The following is a 17,666-nucleotide window of genomic DNA, read 5'->3' on the forward strand; positions in this document are numbered from 1 at the left end:
GATTTAACTAAGATAATCAAGTACAAGTTTCTAATTTCAGGAACTGAAGAACTTATATCATTCTGTTGAAGTAAACATGCCCGGTTCTGTTCTAATAGCAACTCTATCATATAACATCAAAGCCGAAATTCCTAAGTTAAGGAATTTCGGCTTTTTGAGTTCGTACGAATATCTTAGTTTTCGTTCTATGTACCTTCCAGGTACCTCTTATTACATACTAGATGTCTATCTATATGTAATAAGAGGGTTTTTATCTTTTCCAATAATCAACTTTGTATAAAATATTTAACTTGGTTAATACCCTTAATGGATATCATGCTTTTTAAAGTTTCCACCTTGTACTTCCGCAACATCATATACAGTGACAAAGGCATTTTCATCAATTTCATGAATAAGTTCCTTCATTTTATTTTCTTCTAAACGACTGATAACACAACTAACTTCTTTATAAGCTTCTTTCGCAGAACCACCATAAATTTCATTATAGATTGCATTTCTTCCGAGTCGTTCCCAGATTGTATCTATCATTAATTTAGGTTCTTTTGTAACAATTTTAAATGTTTTAGATCCACTTAATCCTACTTCAATAATATGAATCACTTTAGAAGCAATAAAGTAAGCAATTGCTGATAAAATTCCACCTTGAAGACCGAATACTGTTGACACAAAAATAAATACGAACATATTTAAAAACAAGATAAGGTCACTTGTACCAAACGGTAATTTCCTAGACAACAATACCGCTAGCATATCAATTCCATCTAACGCTCCGCCATTACGAAGTGCCAATCCCATACCGAAGCCGATAATCACACCACCAACAACAGTAACTAACAATGTATCTCCTTCAATAATTGTAGGCACATTATGCATAACCACAGTACCTATTGCAAGTGAGATAATACCAATAACTGAATAAATTGCAAATCCTCTACCAATTTGTTTATAACCTAGCCAAACAAATGGAATATTAATAAATCCAATTAGAAGACCTAACGGTAACCCAAATAGCTGAGAGCTAACGATACTTACACCTGTTACACCACCATCTGAGACATTATTAGGAATGAGTACAGCCTCTAATCCATACGCGGTTATAAATGCTCCAATTACAATCAAAATTGCTTGTGATATTTTTTTGAATTTATTAACATTTTTCTTCCTTATACTTCCCATCTCAATTCCTCATTTCACACATTTTTCTCTTTTTTTCATTTCATAATTACATCCGCTTCTTTAATCTTATTGTCACACCTACTATGTAACTTCTCTCAAACTACAACTTCCTATACTTGATCAGAGAGCACTAACACGCTAAACAGTATATGTATGGTTTCTTATAACTACTAATCATGCATTACCCTAAAAATACGTTATCCGCTTTACCATTTAAACACCATGAAATTATTGTTAATAGACCACAGACAAAAACTACTGGATGTTCCACCTCCCCCTGTCTATAAGATTCAATCATTTTTAAGCAGTCAGCCCCTGTCAACTCCCAAGAGTTTAAATTCCTTCCGTCCACTTATCTATCCCACAACATCCAAACTGTAGTTCATGAGATCAATTCCACAAACATGATGAGTGTAACTTTACAAGTTTCAAAACAGCACCAACTGACCGATATACTCATTCAGTCAATTATAATATACCTAAAACTAAAATATAATTCCATTAGTTAATATTTTTTCTTTCTATGAAATTAAGATACATAATGTATGATTATTTAAGTTTTTTATAAAATAAGCGCGTTTTACAAACACCCTATTTTAAAATTACATATCTATACAGAAAGTATTTAGCTTAACTACGTCAAAATATGATTATTACCGTATACATAATAATCATATTGCTACTAACACATAGAAGAAAACTCCCCTCATGCACTTTAGTGGATAAAATGTCTAGGAAATAATAATTTTTTCTTATATACTTACTATTCATTATAGAAATACAAAAAACGACTCTTTTCACATTAAAAAGAATCGCTTTCCAAGTTCTTATTTTCAATTACATTACATAAAGAATTGAGAGATTATTACCTAAGAGCCTTAACTATAACTTCAGCTGCTTCTGCAATTAGTTGATTATCATAGGTAGCCTCTTTCTCATCTTTACTAGATAAAATTGCGATGATGATTGGTGCTCTATTTGGCGGCCAAACAATAGCAATATCATTTCTTGTCCCGTAACTGCCAGCACCTGATTTATCTCCAACTACCCAGTCAGTTGGTACGCCTGCACGAATAAGTTTGTCTCCTGTAGCATTTCCTTTCATCCACTCTGTAAGAATGTTACGTTTATGATCTGGAAGCCCATTTCCGACTGTAAAAGCTTTAAGGTTCGTAGCAATTGCTTTCGCTGTACTAGTGTCTCGAATGTCTCCTGGAATAGCTTCGTTTAATTCTGTTTCAAAACGATCTGACATGGTAACCCGGTCGCCATTCTTTCTAAGCGCCTTTTCATATCCTTTCGGTCCGCCTATTTTATGAAATAAAATGTTCCCTGCAGTATTATCACTGTAACGAACAGCAGCCTCAGCAATTTCTCCTAGTGTCATTCCAGTATCTACATGTTTCTCTGTAACAGGTGAATAATCCACTAAGTCTTCTTTCGTAAATTTGATGACTTCATTTAATTTATCAATTGAGTTTTGCTGTAGCAATACTCCTGCTGCTAACGCCTTGTAAGTTGATGCAAAGGCAAATCTTTCGTTAGGTCGATAAGCGATTGTTTGATTTGTACCAGTATCAATCGCATATACACCTAATCGAGCATCAAATTTTTTCTCTAGTTGAGAGAATTCTTTATACGTGGCATGATTTTTATGTTTCACTTGCCCTGGCTTTTCTTTCGCTTCAACTTGCAGTACCCCTCCTGTAAAAGCTTCTATGCTTGTAAGACTTAAACCTAATATACCAACACATATTCCTATTTTTAGCATCCTCTTATTTTTCAAAATCATCATTCCTTTCAAATTTTCAACATCTGTTTTTATACATACACATAATAGACCATCTAAGAAACAAGTTTGTTCCATAAATTTAAAACTTTTTAACTAGTAGCCAAGATATTAATAAAAATAAGAGATAGCAGCTACGAGCGCCGCTATCTCTTATTTCACACCTCATTTTTTCACTTATAAATACCTTTATATAAACATGGTCTCTTCCCTGAGAAAAGTACTAAAATCTTACTAATTTTGCTTAGAACTATCTGTACTAGTAGCTCCACCCTGTATACGTTGCTGCTTCAAATCAAAGTATACATCCAAAACTTCCTTTCCAATTATAGAATTAATTCCATTTTTATCATCATGAAGCCATGGAACTACTACGGAAAACGCTACTTCTGGATTATCATATGGAGCATATCCGACTAATGTTAAATTGTAACATTCCATACGTTCTCCTTTTGCATTTCTACCAATTGGATCATCCCCACCATATACAGTTTGGGCTGTTCCTGTCTTTCCTGCTGGTTTATATGGAGCATTTTTGAAATACTTCACGCCAGTTCCATCACCTTCTTGGAATACCCATCTAAATCCTTCTTTTATCCGATCGATATGTTCTTTCTTCATATCAATTCGATTTAATACGACAGGCTCTACGGAGCGAATAACTTTGCCAACCTCTTCTTTTATTGATTGCTCTCGTATTTCTTGTACAATTTGAGGTTGCATTCTATAACCACCATTCGCAATCGTTGAAATATATTGCGCCAATTGCAATGGCGTATACGTATCATACTGACCGATAGAAAAGTCTAGTAAAAACCCTGGTTGACTATCTACTTTTCTCGTTTGTCCAATTATTTCATTCGGTAAATCAATACCTGTTGGGACACCTAAACCAAATTGCTTGAAATAATAGCGCATCGTATCAAATGCTCCTTGTTTAATATCCAATGAACCATTTGGTACGTAATTAACTCCCGCAATTTTTAAAGCTGTCTGGAACATGTATACATTCGAGGATACTTGTAGAGCTCGTAAATCATTAATATTACCAAATCCGGATACATTCCACGATTTCTTAGCTTGTGTACCTTTAAATTTCATCGGTGCGTCATAAAATTGATCTCCTGGATGTATTGCCCCTGTCTCATATCCAGTTAATAAAGTAGCACCTTTTACAGCTGACCCTAGCTCATACGAAGTTGTCATGTTACCTAATGCCAGATCTTCAATCTCCATCTTGCCTTCTTTATCTACAATCTTTTTGCCCGCCATAGATAAAATCTGTCCGTTATTCGGATTTGTCATGACGACAAAAGCTCGATCGAGCAGCGGCTCTGAACTCTTAAAAGCTCTCAAGTTTTTTTCTATACTTTCTTCCACTTTCTTTTGTAATTCCATATCAATCGTTAATGTTAAACTATTACCACTTTTTCCTTTAGAAATTATTTCTGTGTTTATAATGTTTCCTGATTTATCAGTAATGTTTTTCACTTCTTCTTTTGTACCGTGTAATACATCTTCATATCGTTGTTCAATATAACTTTTTCCTACACGATCATTACGGTTATATCCACGTACTAAATAAGAATCTAAGTTTTCTTTCGGTAATCCTTCTTCACTACTCGTAATATTACCTAACACGGAACGAAATAAATTACCATTTACATAATTACGTTCCCAATCAACAGTTGCATCTACCCCTGGAAACTCCGCAAGTTTTTCACTTATCCGCGCATACTCTTGATCTGTTACATCTTTTTTAATAATTTGTGGTGTCAGTTGATAACCTGAATTCATTTTACTTTTAATAGCTAACACCTTTAAGTCTTGTGCTGTTAATTCTGCCAATTCAGCTTCTGTAACGCGGCCTCGTCTTAATTCTTCAATTTTTTTATCTAACTCTTTTCCCTCTATTCCCTTTTCTTTAAACTTTTCTATATCTTTTTTAGTAATCATTGTCTCCGCACGTTTCTTATTTAACTGCATCCAGAAATCCTTTTTATCGATATCGGTTAACTTATTTATATCTTGTTCGGGCATTTCAAGTACTTTCGCCAAGTCTTTTGCTGTTTTTAAAATATCTTCACTCGTAATCCCCTTTACTCTTGTATACGTAATTGTGCGAAGAGATTTATTATTAACGACTGTTTTCCCTTCACGATCTAAAATTTGTCCACGTGGAACTGGAATACTAGTTATTGCATTTTGACTACTTTCCACTTGGTTCTTATAAGCCTCTCCCTCAACGATTTGTACTTTTCCTAGCTGCATAATAATAGCTGAGAATAGTAAAAATATGCAAAGGAACATTATATTTAATCGAATAGATATATATGTCTTCTGCTTCTTTCCTTTTTGTTCTTTCATAAACCCTCCATTTAATCCTTTCAGGAATTGCTACAAATACTAAAAGCATTCCTTGTATATTAGATACCGATAACCGGTTATAAATATCGTCTCAATTTTTTGCTTAATCCTTGTAAGCATCCATTCCTGTTCGTTTAGCTACGTAATTAATAACTCTCCCTTCCTGTTTTCTCTCTATTTTTTTGTCGCTTGCATTAGAAATGCTAAACTCTATAATGACTCTTATTAAACTTATACATAGACTTGCTAGTAAATTTTCATACTGATTGTTCCTTTCTTCATGCTGTAATACTTAATAGACAATCTAAACAATAAAGTTGTTCCACATTTACAAAAAAAATAATTAACTATAAGATGAAATAGGCTACATAAGGGAGGGTTATATGTTACATACAAAAAGATGGAGATTTTTTGCGGTTCTTTCTATTGTAGGTTTGATTTTACTAATTTTATTAAAAATCAACTTCATTTCAATTACTATCGCAACTTCTTCAGCTGAAAGAGGAAAAATTTCCGATCAAAACGGTGTAATACTCGCTACAAATAAGAAAGTTAAATCTCTATATTGCACTTCTAATGATGAAAAGCTATCGAAACAAGATACAGCAAACACATTAGCTTTTTTCAATCAATTTTCAAGCGAGTTTCAACTTGATATTTCTACAGAGAACATAAAATCTCAATTACAACAATCTTGTAAAAAGCAAACTATGAATGATATACCGTTATACTCTGATATAACTGAGAATGAACTTGCATTCATAAACAAAAAAAAACCCAATAATGTAATAATTAAAGATGAATGGATTCGATATTATCCTAAACACGAAATTGGTTCACAGGTAATTGGGTATGTAGAAAATGACCTTAATTCAAAACATATGCTTGTTGGAAAAAGCGGGATTGAGCTGCAATATGAAAATGATTTAAAAGGAAAACCAGGTAAAACTCTTATTTTTAAGATTGGTAATAAAAAGCTCTTCTGGAACATTCAAAACGTACAAAAAGGAAAAGATATCCGGCTAGCTTTAGACTCTAAGTTGCAGCAAAAAACAGAGGAAGCATTAAGATCTCAAATTAAGAAATTACGCGATGCAAATGCTGGTTATGCTGTAGTGAGCGATGCAAAAACTGGCGCAATTTTAACTATGGCCAACTCGGCAGCTTTTGATCCCAATATATTAAATACACATGTATCACCTAAAATAGAAAACATAAAATCACTTTCGCAAAATAAAGCAATTCAAAAATTAAAGTATGGTGAATCTTATGTAAATATGGCTTCTACTATAAAGCCACTTACTATTTTAATTGGATTAAATGAAAAGCTTTTTCAACCTGAAGATACTTATTTAGATAAAGGTACTTTTCAGTATGATAATCAAAATAACATTACGAATGCACCCGGAACGCCAACAGGTGAGATTACACCGAGGCAGGCTATCATTAATTCATCTAACACATTTATGACAGCAAAAGTAGCTCTACCCTTATTCAACCAAAATAATGGGAATATAGAAAAAGTGGCACATATATGGACAGATTATTTAATGCAATTCGGCCTACGTTCCAAAACCGGGATTGATTTACCCTTTGAAGAAGACGGACAATATGAATTTCATCCTTCTAATAAGTTTGAAAATGGAATCTCTGCTTTATTAAATGCCTCTTGGGGAGGAAATGAAGTGCATACTCCTCTTCAACTCGCTCAATATGCAGCAACTTTGGCAAGTAAAGGTGATAAATATAAACCTCAAATCGTAAGTGCGATTATTGGTCAAGATGGTAAGGAAACAAAAAAGTTTAAACCCATTTTAGAAAGTTCAAATCGTTACCCGATGAACTTTTGGAGTGTCGTGCAAGGTGGAATGAGTCAAAATATAGAGGAAATTAAAAGGTTGCCCTTTGACGTCGCAGGTAAAACAGGTATTACAGGTTTTCCAAATGAGCAAGCAAGAATGATAAATCACTCTCTTTTCATTGCATATGCTCCTACGGAAGATCCACAAATTGCCGTTTCTGTCGTTATCCCTGGTAGTAATTCAGAAAAAAACATTGCCGCTCTCGTTACATCAGAAATTTTAGAGTACTGGAATACTCTTCAAAAAGAGAATAAAAACAAAGAGGAAGGTTCATTAAAGTGAACCTTCCTCTTTTACCATATAGAATTTATATTTATTATTTTCCATATACCTTCATTATTCTTTTCAAACATAAATGAATATTTAATATCAGTTAAAACGTACTCTTTCTGTACATATCCAGTATTACCGTTAATTGTCGAAATTTTTATATATCCATCATTCTGCACTTTTTCTGGAATCCAAGCTTTTACCATTTCATTAGATACTTCATATAAAACTTGTGATTCTCGCTTTGGTTCAGCTAAAATTTTCGTTTTATTTCCAGTAACAGTTGCATAAATAAAATGCGCTTGGTTTGGTTGGTTACTTTCTGTCAATCCACTTGGTACTTTATATACTTGCTTTGTATCATTTGCAAACTCTCCCCCCATTGTAAGGGCAACTTGCAACTCATGAAACATATCTTCATCAAACTTCAGTTCATCCTTCTTATAACTCTTCCCTTTAAATAGAACTTCATCATTTAACGTTTTGTACAGGTCATTTTCATTTTTTGAGTTCGTACTTTGATATAGTTCATTCATAAATTGTTTTAATGATGGATCTTGAGCAGACTCATCTTTTGTTTTAGGCTTAATTTGAGTACTACTTTGTACTGGTGATTTATTATCATCAAGCCAAGGTTGTTGAACAATGAAAAATAAAAATGTACAAGCTAAAACCACTACAATTGGCCATGCTTTTTTACGAAATGGTCTTGTATGTTTTATAAAATCCACTTCATTATTTTCATATATAGACTGCTTTATTTTAGAAATAAATTCTTCTTCATCTTTACGATTCTCCATTGGCCCTTTTTTTATTTTTCTATACCAGTCAGGATTTTGTTTATTGTTCATCACTACTACCCTCCCCTATTAATTTTGAAACCTTACTTCTCGCTCTACTTAATCTCGATTTTACAGTTCCAATGGATACTCCTAACGTTTCAGCCATTTCTTCGTAAGACAATTCATATTTTGCGTCCAATATAATTATTTCACGGTGCTTTTTAGGTAGTTCTAATACAACCTTCCACACATCATTCATTTCTTCTTGCTTAAAAAATTCTTGTTCTGCTGACGGGGATTGCTTATCGTCACTAAAAAATCCTATTAAAGATATCCTTTTAAAATAGGAGGATTTCAAATAGTTTATTGCCGTATTTCTTGTGATTTTTAATATCCACGTTTTAATAGATGACTCCTTTCGAAATGAATTCCAATTTTTAAAAACCTTTATAAATACATCTTGCGTGATATCATCTGATAAGTGTGGATCTTTCGTAATAATAAATGAATAATTCCATACATCTTGCCAATAGTCTTTTATAACAGAGTCCAGCTCATCATGATTACACTTTTCAATAAACGTCTGTTCCATTTCCACACCTCAAACTTATTTGAATAAACATAAAACTGCCCTCACTTTTATTATGGTTTCAATATATAGACAAGATACAAGTTTCATTTGTTCCATTGTTTATCTTTTTTCAGGCAGAATAATACTACTAAAAAACAAGTAAAGTATACAATAATAAAAGTTCCCGCATAAAATTCTGATAATTTGTTGAATTTCACGCAATACTTCGCTTGTATCACCTATTTTTCTTAGAGCGTACTTAAGTGTGTGCTCTATTTATGTTTTATCAAATAACTGTTTTGTTAAAGATTAAAATTACCCTCACTTGTCCATTTCAATTTGTTCTATCCTTCTATTTACTATTAGGCAACGCCTGTCTTTCAGAAATGAAAATAAAGATGAGGTATCAACTTTCTAGAGCCACAATAAAAAAAGCATTCTCGATTAAGGAGAATGCTTTTTCGAAACTTAATTATTCTTTATTTTCTCCAATTTATACCTTCGAGTTAAACAAATATATAGTGAATTTAGTAGACGATTCTACCTTATAATACGGTATTATTTCTGAAAAACATGTTTTACTTTTTCGCCTGGAACATTGCTACCTCCTCTTCCTTTTACATCTTCAATCATCATGGTAACAATCATGTCTGGCACATTTGCATCAAAAGCCGCAAACCATCCGAGTTCTTTTCCGTCTGCTTCTTTCGAATCCTTCAATTCTGCTGTACCGGTTTTACCAGCAAGCGTTACACCATCAACCTTAGCAATTCTCCCCGCGCCATCAGGGTCATTAATGACCTTTATTAATGCACTCTTTAATATCTCTTGATTCTTTTTAGAAACCACATTTTCTTTCCAATTCCCCGCTACTTTTTCTTCTTTTAAAAGATGCGGCGACGGAACATTCCCTTCATTCACAATCGGTGCGTATGTTAATGCTAAATGAAGTGGTGTCATTAATACTTGTCCTTGTCCGTATCCGGTGTCTGCTAATTGAATATCATTTTTGATTCCATCTCTTGCAATGATTGAAATAGGAAATTCGTATTCAATTGGTAATTTTTCATAAAATCCGTATTTCTTCAGTTCATTTACATACTGATCTTTTCCTATTTTCAAAGCTTGTTGAGCAAAATAAATATTATCAGAGTACTTCATTGCCTTATCAAAATCAATTGGACTCGCATCTTTCACACGTGTTACATAATAATTTCCCCAAGATGAATCTTTTGTCCACTTTAATCCTTGGATTTTAAATTCTTCCTTCGGATTTAATGAGTTTGTTTCCAAACCAATTGCACCTGTAATCGTTTTAAATACGGAACCTGGTACAAATGCTTGTGTAAAGCGATTCATCATTGGTAGTTTCGAGTCGTTACTCCATGCTTCTCGTTGGGCTTTTGATGCTCCTCTAACTATTATATTTGGATTATAAGCAGGGCTACTTACAAGTGCGATTGTTTCACCTGTTTTAGGATTGATTGCTGCACTAGATCCTGCTTCAGTTTTCATCTCATTAAAGATTTTTTCTTGAATTGCAGCATCAATTGTTAACGTAACATTTTCTCCTTCTTTTGCTTCTTTTTTTGCTACGTGTTTAATTTCTTTCCCATTCTCATCTTCTATAAATACGCGTCCACCCTTTTCGCCACGCAATTTATTTTCTAACACTTTCTCTAAACCGGTCTTACCTACTAAATCATCTGCTTGATAACCTTGTTTTTGAAGTGATTTTAACTCCTCCGCATTTACCTTTCCTATATATCCAGTTAAGTGTGCCGCTGCTTCACCTAATGGGTACGTACGAATATTTACTGGACGAGATGAAACGCCTTCTAATTCAATATAATCATTCTGTCTGGTTCCCTCTTTTAAAATACCAATTGGTACAAAGGAGTCTGGTTTTATCCATTTCGCTGTGAGCTTTTGTTCGACCTCTTCTGTAGACATATCAAGTAATTTTGCTACTATTTCTTTCGTTTGCGTTGCTGTTTCACCTAGTTTCTCTGGAATAATTCCAACCTCAGTCGCTTTACCATTCGTTGCAAGCCCTTTTCCATTTCGATCATATATTTCTCCGCGTTTTCCTTGCCCTATTTGCATACGTACTTTGTAATCTTTTTTCATCCCTGGGAAAATGAAGTCTGGTGTCCAATCTATTTTCCAAGATTCTTTATCTTTCGCAAGTTTCGCTTCATGGATGAATGAAACTGGCCCTACATCCGTATCCATCTTAACTTCAAAAAGAAAAAGCTCTTTATCTTTAGTACTCTCGCCTTTCATTTTTACTTTTAAATTCTTAGCTCCGATCCCCTCATAGATTTTTTGATATTTTTCTGTGAATTCCTTTTTAGAAATCGTTTTTTTGGCATGATCTGATAAATGATCATACATATTTGCAAATTTTTTATCATTCCATAAATTGATATATTCTTCAAATGCTTGTTTTGGCGGTTCGTTTTTATTACATCCTACCAACATAACTGCGAAACAAACGAAAAGCAGCATCCATAATTTTTTCAATTCAATCTACTCCCTTAGTTCAAAATGATGATTCCTCTCTTAATTTATTTAATAAAAAATGTTTTAACGCTTAATAGACAGTGTAAGTAATGACATTGTTCCATATTTACAAAAAAATTAATTTACGCTTAAGTTGCATTGGAAGAAGGAGGTTTGTAAGCTTCTTACAATGCAACTTAAGGAGCGCATATATTTAGCGAACGTTATCATTATTAGTGGTGTTTTGAAAAATACATTTAAAATACCTTTTAGTTCGTTTTCGCCAATTTTGCCTTTTTTCTTTATAGATTTTTGATATAAAAAATAGAATCCTAATAATAAGGATTCTATATCAATAAATATCAAAAATTACTTAGGGTATTGTACAGGGTGATTGAAAAAGCCAAGTGCATTGCACTCGGCTTTATGGTCGATTAAACAATTTTACTTCAGACCTATTAAACTGCTGTAGATAGTCTTTAGTAGAAGTATAGCCTGAATTCATAAGTGTTTTCTTTTCTTCTTCTGTGATATCGAAATTAAATGACGGCGTAAAGAATGTATTGATAAATACAGTGCGGGCAGCATCTTCTTTGGTTGTTTTTCCGCTCTCATGACCTTTAATCATGGTTTGAGACAAATTCCATGCAAAATGAATAAGAGAATGACCAATATGATGTTCTGTTGAAGTTGCGATATGTTTTAACATGGCAACCTCGGCCTGAGATTCTAAACGGAAACCTAGTGTTTCTTTGTTGTAGACAATTTCATCTGTAGGATCAAAGAAAGATGCATTGTATTTCGTGTGTAAGCTTCTTAGTGTAGAATGATCCTCCATATTGCTTATCAGTTTATTAACCTCGTCAATCGTATCTGTGGTCGTGAAGTGTTCTTCTTTATTCACAAAACTTTTCCGATCAAATAAACGAATTGGGTAGTTATCGAGTACACCTCCATCTACATAATAATCTTTATCCCATTCCACAGATTTAAAAAAGAATGGGATGGACATCGAAATCCGCACAGCAACTACTAGCGGGACATCAGGTGTCGTTTCGCGAGAAAACGTACGAAGCTGGTGTGTAGAAACGTTCGTTCCTTGGAAAAACACGTCTTTGCCTGTTTTGTCATACAACTGCTGAAAGGTTGTGTCCTTACTCCCTGTCCACTTTTCAACAATCTTTCCTACCCACTCAGTGAAAAAATCCCCTTTATAGATACCAAAACCATCAAAAAATAAACGAATATTATCTTGTACAATCGAAAAATCATCATCTTTAAACGCTTTGAAATTCATGTCTTTGTGGATTTTTACAAGATCTGCGAATGGAATGGAAAGACCTAAAAGTAATGCAGTAATCGCTCCTGCTGAAGTCCCTCCAAATCGTTGTATTTCTGGTAAAATCCCTTCTTCATTTAGTGCACGGATGGCACCAATATAAGCGCTTCCCTTTACTCCGCCACCTTCAAATACTAAGTTACGAAATGGATATGACATTATATACCTCCAATAGATAAATTTTCAATCTGTTATAGTATCGGAAGTATATTGACATATATTCCAAATGATATAAAGAAAGTTTCATGTTATGCGAAACGTATGGCGGAATTATCTTTATTCAATGGATAAATTGTTTGAAAGAGAAGGAATTGCTTGGAATGGTAATTTAGTAGGATAGGAAACAGAGCGCGTCTTTGGATGCACTGACTAATACCCCTTTTTGAATCGTATATAACCTAACTTCTTTTCCGATGCATCCTCCAAGTAAAATCACGAGTAAGAAATCAAGGAACAATCTACATTTCATAAAGCCCTCACTCTCTTTAACATGCAATCCAGTGAAATAATTTGTTTCAAAAACGTAGAAATATGGTTTAACCAGCAATCAATGATCAGGTCTTCTTACCCTAAGTAAACCTAAATCTATTTGTCTCCATACAGGAAGAGATAAATAGTTTTGTTCCTATTCATGAAATAATACAATATATGCAAAATTACATATCTATTTAATTGCTTTTAATGTTATATTTTAATAGCGATGAATGCTATTATTTCATAAGTTGTCAACAAGCGTTATGTATGTATGAGAAAAAGGAAGGGGCAAAATAGGTCCCTTCCTTTTTCTACTAATTAACTAAATTACTCTCTGGTAAAAATTTAAATAGTGATGCTCCTATACAAGCGCCTGATTATGCATTAAAAATGCTAGCTTTGCTTGCTGGCGGAAAAATTAAAGACGATAGCATTAAGTTATTAAGAGACAAACGTGCATCAACACGAAGACAAATTTGTCTTGGCTAAATAAATTTGGTGATAAATACAGGTAGTAGCTCTTACGATTCAATGATTCTTTTTGCTGCCTTCTACCCTTCCCACTCCTGTTTCGTGACTTGCAAATAGAAATCTTTAAACTCGTTAAAATGGATACCTTCCTGTGCTAAGTCATAGCTATCATCAAGGCTGTATAAATCAAAATATTCCTCTTCCCAATACAGGCCTCTGTTTACTAGTAATCGAGTAGAGCAAGTAAGAGCTTGTTTCACATTCCATTTCTGAGCTACTAACTTTTCATTTAAGACAGAAAGAAGGATGTTTACCGAGTGTTTTTCATCAACTATGCGGCTATATGACAGTAAAGCCGATTATATATATCAGTTTTGCTTTAGACATTAAAGATATCTCCATAATTTCATATGGCGGGTAATCATTTGCTTCAATCAACCTATCGCACCATGAAATTACCTCCTCTCTATTCCAAAGTCCGCAGCCTAGTCCTAATGCATACAAGTGTGCTAACGTTTGATAAGATTTCAATATGTTTCACCTTCTATTTAACTGTATAGTGGTATTGCATTCATTTTGGAAATAATCACGTTTTGTAATAAATACAATAAGCTGCCCAAACAGACAGCTTATTTGCATTAAAAACGCTACACATGAACTTTTTCTTTTTTTCGACGAATAAACCACCAAACTAATGATAGCGATAGTAGGGGGAAACGAATGGAAACTTTAAAGTCTTTAAAACGTGACGTGTACATATTTATTGCAATGTTCATTTATTTTTCTGGCATATTCACCGCAAACTTTATTATGGAGCATGCATTTAGCTGGTTAAGCTTTATACTTGCACTACTATCCCTTTGTGCCTTGATTTTCACCATACAAGATATTAAAAATAAAAATTACAAAATAAAAAGCATCTAAACCAGATGCTTTGCTCTTAATGCTATAGAATATTGACGCCCATGACCATACAGCTACCAAAAACAATACATACCAAACCTAAAAATATTAAAAACCCTGGCAAATCAAAATGCTCGAGTAGCGCGCATATTAATAATAAAAAGGGGTAGACTATAATTTCAATCCAGGTAACGCCCCCTGCTTTCTTTATTTCTCGGTATGATACTATGCTGACAAGTAAAATGCCTAATACAATCAACCCTATCCCTAACATCATCCATTCACCCTTTTTAGAATTTTTAAATTTAGCTCTTCACTTTCATATACTGCTCTTTTACACGCACCAGTAAGTCCCTCAGTTTCTTCTCTACAGGATGTTCTTGATTTTCTGGTACTTCTCTCCCGTATGATGAGAAGCTTTGTGAGCATGCACTAGGTGTGACTTCCAATTTCGCGTATGAGAAAGTATGCTCATTTTCTTCACCAATTTTTTCAGTAGTGCTTCCATTTGAACCAACGCGTATGCAGCTTTCGTCAAGTTTGGTGCGCTTTCCTTCCTTGTTAACCGTGTAATAGGTATCATTGACTTCCCCATATTTCATATTAGCTGTTGATGTCACTGCGGTACCGTCTGCAGAAAAAGTAACGACACGAAACCCATCTTCTTCTGGCAACAACTCAGCTCCTGGAACATTATATAGTACCAGTAAGTCTCCTTCGTATGCTTCTGGAATGAGATAGATGGTATCTGTTGTATCTTTTCCGAATCGCATACAACCGCTTAAAAGAATCATAAATAATATTCCGAAATACATTATAACTTTTCTCATAGAGTCTCTCCCGTTATGTGTAAGAATGGTATAGTATGTATTATATAATGCAATATATTTCCTTGGATAGAATAAGTTTCTAGTTTGGAGTCGGTATTACCATTGTCATATAAAAGTTTTATGTCAGTGGATGATTGAAACGAAGAGAAATGGTGTGAATAGATGAACAGGTGTTTTGGATTAACAAATGAAAATAAGATTTTGAGAAGAATAATGATTACCGTAAGCATTGTCATACTTGTTTTCATTGCAACAGGATGTAATTCAGGACAAAATGATGCAAAGAATATAAAGGACATTCCGCTTAACAGCAAATTAGATTCCCTTATTTCAGAAAGTATTATTGCCTGGAATCAAGACAAATTAAATCATACAGAAAAACAATTTGAGACGCATGTAATCTATGGAACTGAAATGAAGGATGAAAAAATGTATGTGTACCTTCATTCCCTCATGCAAGGATACAACCGCGAAACACAGACAGTTCCTCAAACAGGACATTTACTTCCATTCCGTGTGACAGTCACAAAAAAATGGGGATGATTACATCATTGAAGATTACTGTGAACCAGGAGATGGTGCTGAAAATGAACCTACTTTGCGCAACATGTTCCCGACTAAGTATGCGGATCAAGCACTTGCTATATCAAATGAAACAATACAATCATTAGAATCTCGTATGCAAGAATCCGTTTCTAAGTGGCTGAAAAAAACAAATAATGAGAGACAAGAAAGATAACAAATATACTATTTATAATCGAATACAAAAAAAAAAAGGAGAGATATAATCCCTCCTTTTTCTACTTTATACCTAGCATTATTTGTTATATCCACCAAGTTGCTGTTCTGCCATAGCAACGAGACGTTTTGTGATTTCTCCACCTACAGAGCCGTTCGCTCTTGCAGTTGAATCAGCGCCTAATTGTACGCCGAATTCTTGTGCGATTTCATATTTCATTTGATCCAGTGCGCTTTGTACACCTGGTACCACTAAAGAGTTGTTACGATTGTTTGCCATCATATATCACCTCCTGTACGTTTAATATGCTACGAAACAAAGAAAATATTATTGGTAAATAAAACCATTTACAGTGTGTTCTTTTATCCACCATTTTACTTTTCCATAACGATTTCAGCAGAATTACAGTATGAGTTTCGTTTATTCGCATTAATATACAGAATGGGAAATATGTTGTTTACGAAGAGTTATATTTTTTATAAACATTTATTGATGTAGATCTATTGCAAGTTCTTATAAAATATTGACAGATAATAGGTCATGCGTTAAATTCAGAATATTCGAATGCAGAGGGGGTAAGTGACTAATGTCGCTTAATAAGATAGAAGAATATTGGTATATGTACGCTAAAGATAATGAGTTAAACATGAGTGTTCCAGATGCATGGATGTTTGGAGATGGTTCCAAAGAAATGGGAGATGAATTAGGAGGTTTAGTTGTTAAAGGAATCAAAACAGGAACATGCGCTGCACATTGTGTTTATGAGCTTGAAGGGGAAGAAATTCAAAAAGTTGGTCAGTACGATATTGTATTGGATGGAGACAATAACCCATTAGCAATTATAAAATATACAAAAATCGATTTACTAAAAATGAATGAAGTAACAAGTAGTTTTGCAAGATCTGAGGGTGAAGGGGATTTAAGTTATGATTATTGGTATAGTGAACACGTTAAATTTTTCACTTGGGAATTAAGTCGATATGGACTTGATTTTACTCCAGACTTAATGCTAGTTTGTCAAACGTTTAAGGTAATGGATGTTTATAAAAATAAAACATAAATGTAAATCACACATATTCTATCTTTATTATGTTTTTAAGCATTTCGTCATGTAAAAAAACAAAACCCCTTAATATAGTTTTTTCTAATCGCTATCAAGTTAAGTAATTTATTATTCAACAAAACGGAAAAACAAGCTTAATTCTCATATATATCCGTAAAGATATAAAACTTTCGTTATGGGGGTACTCTAAAATCTTAGCTTGATGGTGATGAGTATATCCCCCCTTTTTATTCATATTTCTTTACTTCTTTTCTCTTCCTTGCCAATGAATATGGTATATAATTCAACACCTTTCAAAACTGTTTTTCTTCCACATTACGGTAAAAATCCCCTATCAATTAAGGATTCTATTTCTTCACCGTTTCTCCAATACATAACTGGATTACGTCTTCTTGGGGATAAAAGGGACAGGAAATCCACTAAGTTAGCGTAAGGTGCTAAATTCCCTCAAAGTATTTCAAAATCTGGATAATCATCTAATATTTCTATACTCTCCAACTTACAACAAAACACATCGCAAAATAT

Annotated in this window: 13 protein-coding genes and 3 pseudogenes; 5 read left to right on the top strand and 11 right to left on the bottom strand. The window is 33.7% G+C overall.

Translation table 11 applies throughout. The annotated features are described in order from the left end of the window. Window positions 1–303 precede the first annotated feature (303 nt). A complete protein-coding gene (locus tag COK05_RS24740) occupies window positions 304–1,176 on the bottom strand; it encodes a YitT family protein (RefSeq protein ID WP_098614651.1) in 873 nt (290 codons plus the stop codon). A gap of 783 nt (window positions 1,177–1,959) precedes the next feature. Between COK05_RS24740 and COK05_RS31875 the strand changes: the two are divergent. Further along, window positions 1,960–2,034, top strand: a pseudogene (locus COK05_RS31875) (undecaprenyl-diphosphatase); the annotation flags it as partial. A gap of 7 nt (window positions 2,035–2,041) precedes the next feature. Here COK05_RS31875 and bla read toward each other — a convergent pair. Both bla and COK05_RS24750 read right to left on the bottom strand, forming a co-directional pair. After that, entirely contained in the window at window positions 2,042–2,968 is a 927-nt protein-coding gene (bla, locus tag COK05_RS24745; protein ID WP_440898757.1) for a class A beta-lactamase Bla1, read from the bottom strand. Between the two features lie 231 nt (window positions 2,969–3,199). Continuing rightward, a complete protein-coding gene (locus COK05_RS24750; protein ID WP_098614652.1) occupies window positions 3,200–5,332 on the bottom strand; it encodes a peptidoglycan D,D-transpeptidase FtsI family protein in 2,133 nt (710 codons plus the stop codon). Window positions 5,333–5,715: 383 nt separating this feature from the next. Between COK05_RS24750 and COK05_RS24755 the strand changes: the two genes are divergently transcribed. Further along, window positions 5,716–7,476 (top strand): peptidoglycan D,D-transpeptidase FtsI family protein, encoded by a 1,761-nt coding sequence (locus tag COK05_RS24755; protein ID WP_098614653.1) that lies wholly within the window; start codon window positions 5,716–5,718, stop codon window positions 7,474–7,476. A gap of 11 nt (window positions 7,477–7,487) precedes the next feature. Here the strand turns inward: COK05_RS24755 and COK05_RS24760 are convergent, their stop codons facing one another. From COK05_RS24760 to COK05_RS24785, 5 genes and pseudogenes are all read right to left on the bottom strand, one after another. After that, window positions 7,488–8,315 carry an SH3 domain-containing protein gene (locus tag COK05_RS24760; protein ID WP_098614654.1) on the bottom strand — a complete coding sequence of 276 codons (828 nt, stop codon included), beginning with the start codon at window positions 8,313–8,315 and terminating at the stop codon, window positions 7,488–7,490. After that, window positions 8,305–8,838, bottom strand: a complete 534-nt coding sequence (locus tag COK05_RS24765; RefSeq protein WP_141539243.1) for an RNA polymerase sigma factor — start codon at window positions 8,836–8,838, stop codon at window positions 8,305–8,307. Before COK05_RS24765 ends, COK05_RS24760 begins: the two co-directional genes overlap by 11 nt. Before the next feature lie 537 nt (window positions 8,839–9,375). After that, the gene (locus COK05_RS24770) at window positions 9,376–11,343 is read right to left on the bottom strand and encodes a penicillin-binding transpeptidase domain-containing protein (protein WP_098614656.1); all 1,968 of its coding nucleotides are present in this window, start codon (window positions 11,341–11,343) and stop codon (window positions 9,376–9,378) included. 403 nt (window positions 11,344–11,746) lie between these two features. Then, window positions 11,747–12,820: a patatin-like phospholipase family protein gene (locus tag COK05_RS24775; RefSeq protein WP_098614657.1), complete on the bottom strand. Its 1,074-nt coding sequence runs from the start codon at window positions 12,818–12,820 to the stop codon at window positions 11,747–11,749. 866 nt (window positions 12,821–13,686) lie between these two features. Next, window positions 13,687–14,137 (bottom strand): annotated as a pseudogene (locus COK05_RS24785) (protein kinase). A 189-nt stretch (window positions 14,138–14,326) separates the two neighbouring features. Here COK05_RS24785 and COK05_RS24790 point away from each other — a divergent pair. Further along, window positions 14,327–14,530 (top strand): hypothetical protein, encoded by a 204-nt coding sequence (locus COK05_RS24790; protein WP_098614658.1) that lies wholly within the window; start codon window positions 14,327–14,329, stop codon window positions 14,528–14,530. 22 nt (window positions 14,531–14,552) lie between these two features. Here COK05_RS24790 and COK05_RS24795 read toward each other — a convergent pair whose 3' ends face one another. Beyond that, window positions 14,553–14,786 (bottom strand): hypothetical protein, encoded by a 234-nt coding sequence (locus COK05_RS24795; protein WP_098614659.1) that lies wholly within the window; start codon window positions 14,784–14,786, stop codon window positions 14,553–14,555. 28 nt (window positions 14,787–14,814) lie between these two features. Continuing rightward, entirely contained in the window at window positions 14,815–15,339 is a 525-nt protein-coding gene (locus COK05_RS24800) for a DUF6843 domain-containing protein (RefSeq protein ID WP_098614660.1), read from the bottom strand. Between the two features lie 162 nt (window positions 15,340–15,501). Here COK05_RS24800 and COK05_RS24805 point away from each other — a divergent pair. Next, a pseudogene (locus tag COK05_RS24805) lies at window positions 15,502–16,078 on the top strand (peptidase M56). A 78-nt stretch (window positions 16,079–16,156) separates the two neighbouring features. On the opposite strand, the gene COK05_RS24810 reads toward COK05_RS24805, so the two are convergent. Then, window positions 16,157–16,357 (bottom strand): alpha/beta-type small acid-soluble spore protein, encoded by a 201-nt coding sequence (locus COK05_RS24810; RefSeq protein ID WP_042973287.1) that lies wholly within the window; start codon window positions 16,355–16,357, stop codon window positions 16,157–16,159. Window positions 16,358–16,664: 307 nt separating this feature from the next. On the opposite strand from COK05_RS24810, the gene COK05_RS24815 reads away from it, so the two are divergent. Then, the gene (locus tag COK05_RS24815) at window positions 16,665–17,138 is read left to right on the top strand and encodes an ASCH domain-containing protein (RefSeq protein ID WP_098614661.1); all 474 of its coding nucleotides are present in this window, start codon (window positions 16,665–16,667) and stop codon (window positions 17,136–17,138) included. Window positions 17,139–17,666: the final 528 nt, after the last annotated feature.

The organism is Bacillus cereus, assembly GCF_002567495.1.
Classification (GTDB): Bacteria; Bacillota; Bacilli; order Bacillales; family Bacillaceae_G; genus Bacillus_A; species Bacillus_A cereus_AQ.